At 41.2% G+C, this 3,798-nt stretch carries 6 protein-coding genes and 2 pseudogenes; all 8 read right to left on the reverse strand.

Translation table 11 applies throughout. The annotated features are described in order from the left end of the window. Nucleotides 1-191, reverse strand: a pseudogene (locus tag PVV68_RS09765) (hemagglutinin repeat-containing protein); the annotation flags it as partial. Next, a complete protein-coding gene (locus PVV68_RS09770) occupies nucleotides 191-550 on the reverse strand; it encodes a hypothetical protein (RefSeq protein ID WP_208442479.1) in 360 nt (119 codons plus the stop codon). The gene PVV68_RS09770 and the pseudogene PVV68_RS09765, both read right to left, overlap by 1 nt. Before the next feature lie 180 nt (nucleotides 551-730). Beyond that, nucleotides 731-1,135 (reverse strand): hypothetical protein, encoded by a 405-nt coding sequence (locus PVV68_RS09775; protein ID WP_273721986.1) that lies wholly within the window; start codon nucleotides 1,133-1,135, stop codon nucleotides 731-733. Continuing rightward, a complete protein-coding gene (locus PVV68_RS09780) occupies nucleotides 1,132-1,899 on the reverse strand; it encodes a hypothetical protein (RefSeq protein ID WP_273721988.1) in 768 nt (255 codons plus the stop codon). The genes PVV68_RS09775 and PVV68_RS09780 overlap by 4 nt, the downstream gene beginning before the upstream one ends. A 12-nt stretch (nucleotides 1,900-1,911) precedes the next feature. Further along, nucleotides 1,912-2,325, reverse strand: coding sequence for a hypothetical protein (locus PVV68_RS09785; RefSeq protein ID WP_273721990.1), 414 nt, complete (start codon nucleotides 2,323-2,325; stop codon nucleotides 1,912-1,914). After that, nucleotides 2,322-3,119 (reverse strand): hypothetical protein, encoded by a 798-nt coding sequence (locus tag PVV68_RS09790; RefSeq protein WP_273721992.1) that lies wholly within the window; start codon nucleotides 3,117-3,119, stop codon nucleotides 2,322-2,324. The genes PVV68_RS09785 and PVV68_RS09790 overlap by 4 nt, the downstream gene beginning before the upstream one ends. Then, the gene (locus tag PVV68_RS09795) at nucleotides 3,107-3,511 is read right to left on the reverse strand and encodes a hypothetical protein (RefSeq protein ID WP_273721995.1); all 405 of its coding nucleotides are present in this window, start codon (nucleotides 3,509-3,511) and stop codon (nucleotides 3,107-3,109) included. The genes PVV68_RS09790 and PVV68_RS09795 overlap by 13 nt, the downstream gene beginning before the upstream one ends. Beyond that, a pseudogene (locus tag PVV68_RS09800) lies at nucleotides 3,508-3,798 on the reverse strand (hypothetical protein); the annotation flags it as partial. The pseudogene PVV68_RS09800 and the gene PVV68_RS09795, both read right to left, overlap by 4 nt.

Genomic DNA, 3,798 nt, shown 5'->3' on the forward strand with positions numbered 1-3,798 from the left:
AATACCGCACCATTCAATGTAGTATCCCCTCCACTGCTGGTATGAACTGTTCCGGTACCCACAACATGGCTGTTCTTATGGTGTATTTCCTCACTAGAGCCTTCCCCTTGACTAAACGCGGCACTGCTTGTTGCTCCTGCACCGCCTGTGCCATAACCGTAGCCAACACTCATGGAAGCATTTTGCGTTGTTAGGGTTGGCATTCAAGGGCGTTTTTATGTCTCTTACAATAAGGGCTCTTTAAGCGTCTCTCAACACTGCGCTGAGGCATGACAGCACCAGGACGACATATGGGAAGGTTATCCGATTTATGGTTCTCACACCATTCTTGTATTGTAAAGCTAGGACGAAATCCTGATTGCCCCAGACAAATTTCAATACTAGCGAATTGATTCAAATCTAACGCTACAACCTTATCAAGGTCCGGTACTCCACATTCTAAAAGTATTTTCTGTCTCCATAATCTTGGAGAAAGCGAGGAAATTTGGTTAACACATCCAGCTGTACTTAAAAAAGCCATGCAACTCAATAGTTTTAAAGTTTTCTTCATTTTCCCCTCCTTGAATGGGTTTCTTTACAATAACAAAAAGGCTTAGAAACCTGTTGATTATTTTTGTCTCCGTTTTTCAAGACAGTTCTGAACAATGTTGAGATGGTGAATTGGAGGAACACCCCCCATAGACATGCGAACACATGCTGTGGGGATTGTACTTTCCATCAACAGCAAGATTTAAGGATAGCATTCATATTGTTCTGGATGCTTTTTACAAAACGGGCTGTTTAAGCGCCTCTTCACACTTCTCTGTGGGATCACAGCGCCTGGACGACAAATCGGAAGGTTTTCGGCTTTATGGTTTACACACCATCCCCCCCTTTCATCTTTATAGCGGAATCCTGATTGAACCATACACGCATGAATTGTTGCTATTGCATTATTACTAAGCTTTCTGCTTTCTGGATCACGATCATAAGGGGTTGGCATACCACATTCTAACAAAGCTTTTCCTACCTCAGTAAAATCAGTAACACTATTTTTCTCCCACATACTCAAATACCCTGGAGCAGGCTTATCAATGTTACATCCAGCGATATTTAACAGAATGAGACCACTTAATAATTTCAAGATTTTCTTCATTTTTTCCTCCCTGAATATTTTGAATAAATTGGCGTACGATTAGGTGAACCATAGCGCGATGTACACGCATAACCTGCATGACCATAACAAGCATGGACAGTAGGATAAGTCGTAAATATTCTCCATGCCTCGTTCCCAGGACTACTCCCTGAAGGGATCTTATCAAAAGTAGCAGGATTTCCACCAAACTTTACACCAACAAAATCATATGCGTGATTTTCCAAGCCAACAGAGGTTTGCTTGCCATCACTTAAATAATCGAGCGTATTTGCCATCGATTGAGCATTATAAGCAGGACCAAAAAGATTGATACTCGTGTTGCCTGCTATGCTGTGAATGCCACGCTTTTCAAAGTCATCCATTCCGTTACCTACTGTCATACTACCACGGCTGTGCCCATTAATATGTAATCCGTCATTGCCATAGAGAGACATTGTATTCTGAAACTTCTTGGTCGAATTGGTCAATCCAAAGAAAAATGTACCTTCAAAAAACTTCTGAAAAACCGCTATCATGGGCTCCACCTCCCAGTCTTTAGCTTTGGGAAAGTATGTAAAATAAAGGGGATCATGCTCATTATCAGCAAACTGAACAGCATAACGCGCGTCATCATCAGATGTGTTAAAAATGCCATTGTAAAACATATGAACAGCGCCATCAGAGCCTTTTGGTAAATGCTTCTCTTCTTCTTCCATCAAATAATGAAAGTGAAGGAATAATCCCGCACAAGCATAGGAACACATGGAGGTAGGGATTGTTTCCATTACAAGCAAGACTTAAGGTTTACATTCAGGTTGTTCTGGATGCTTTTTACAAAACGGGCTGTTTAAGCGCTTCTTGACACTGCGCTGTGGTATGACAGCACCTGGACGACAAATGGGTAAGTTTTTCTCTTTAAAAGTATAACACCACCCTCCCTCATGTTCATCTTTATAGCGAAATCCTGATTGAATCATGCAAGCATAAATTGTTGCATCCTCATTAACACTAAGCTTTCTGTTTTCTGAATCTTCACCATAAGGCGTTGGCATGCCACATTCTAACAAGGCTTTTCCTACTTCAGTAAAATCTGCTCCGGGCTTCTCCCACATGCTGAGATATCCTGCAGGAGGCCTATCGATGTTTTCAATACCACATCCAGCTATACTCAAGGGAATGAGCCCGCTTAATAGTTTTAAGATGTGTTTCATTTCTTGCTCCCTGATTTAATTGAATATATTGTTTGGCGATGCTTATAAGAATCCCCATAAGAATATCTACAGCCTTTATCCGCATGACCATAACAAGCATGGACAGTAGGATAAGTCGTAAATATTCTCCATGCCTCGTTCCCAGGACTACTCCCTGAAGGGATCTGATCAAAAGTAGCAGGATTTCCACCAAACTTTACACCAACAAAATCATATGCGTGGTTTTCCAAGCCAACAGAGGTTTGCTTGCCATCACTTAAATAATCGAGCGTATTTGCCATCGATTGAGCATTATAAGCAGGACCAAAAAGATTGATACTCGTGTTGCCTGCTATGTTGTGAATGCCACGCTTTTCAAAGTCATACATCCCGTTGCCTACTGTCAAGCTACCGCGGCTGTGCGCATCAATATGCAATCCATCATTGCCATAGAGAGACATCGCATTCTGAAACTTCTTGGTCGAATTGGTTAATCGAAAAAAAAGTTTACCTTCCAGAATCTTCTGAAAAACCGCTATCATGGGCTCCACCTCCCAGTCTTTAGCTTTGGGAAAGTATGTAAAATAAAGGGGATCATGCTCATTATCAGCAAACTGAACAGCATAACGCGCGTCATCATCAGATGTGTTAAAAATGCCATTGTAAAACATATGAACAGCGCCATCAGAGCCTTTTTGTAAATGCTTCTCTTGCTCTGGTGTTAATGAAATGAAAGGAACAATCCCGCACAGGCAAGAGGACACATGGCTGTGGGGATTGTACTTTCCATCAACAACAAGACTTAAGGTTGGCATTCATCCGCATTTTTATACCTTTTACAATAAGGGCTGTTTAAGCGCTTTTCGACACTGCGCTTGGGAATAACAGCACCTGGACGACAAATGGGGAGATCTTTATAATTGTAGCACCAATACGGACCACCGTATCTATCACGGAATCCTGCCTGTACCATACAAGCATCAACGGATGCCATTTGATTTAAACTGAGATTTATATTTTCTGAATCCTGATCAATAAGACTCGGCATGCCACATTCTAGCAAGGCTTTTCCTATCTCAGTAAAGTCTGCTCCCGCTTTCAACCACCCGTATACTTCCCCTGGAGCAGGTTTATCGATATTTGATATGTCACATCCAGCTATACTTAATAAAATAAGCCCACTTAATAATTTAAACAATCTCTTCATTTTTTTCTCCATAAATAACCTAAACCTAAATTATCTAAAATTGCATATGGTGCATAAATTGCTATCGTAGGAGGTGTTCCATAAGCGTCTTGACATTTTTTCCCCGCATTACCATAACATTTATGGGTGGTAGTAGGGTTATGGCCACGTAGCGCGCTCCCTTGCTCTTTTATTGCAATTGCTGGTGGAAATAATACATAGGGGAGCTTCAAGGGTACCTTATAAGCTGTCGGTAGATTATGACCAATTCCTGTACCAATGGGATCAAAAAAATGGTTTTGTAAATA

This window comes from Bartonella sp. ML69XJBT (genome assembly GCF_028618515.1).
Taxonomy (GTDB): Bacteria; Pseudomonadota; Alphaproteobacteria; order Rhizobiales; family Rhizobiaceae; genus Bartonella.

What these genes read in the sequence shown, in the direction of transcription:
- PVV68_RS09795 (WP_273721995.1), bottom strand. Translation starts at nt 3,511, where the DNA reads ATGAAGAGATTGTTTAAATTATTAAGTGGGCTTATTTTATTAAGTATA.
- PVV68_RS09775 (WP_273721986.1), bottom strand. Translation starts at nt 1,135, where the DNA reads ATGAAGAAAATCTTGAAATTATTAAGTGGTCTCATTCTGTTAAATATC.
- PVV68_RS09790 (WP_273721992.1), bottom strand. Translation starts at nt 3,119, where the DNA reads ATGCCAACCTTAAGTCTTGTTGTTGATGGAAAGTACAATCCCCACAGC.
- PVV68_RS09770 (WP_208442479.1), bottom strand. Translation starts at nt 550, where the DNA reads ATGAAGAAAACTTTAAAACTATTGAGTTGCATGGCTTTTTTAAGTACA.
- PVV68_RS09785 (WP_273721990.1), bottom strand. Translation starts at nt 2,325, where the DNA reads ATGAAACACATCTTAAAACTATTAAGCGGGCTCATTCCCTTGAGTATA.
- PVV68_RS09780 (WP_273721988.1), bottom strand. Translation starts at nt 1,899, where the DNA reads ATGGAAACAATCCCTACCTCCATGTGTTCCTATGCTTGTGCGGGATTA.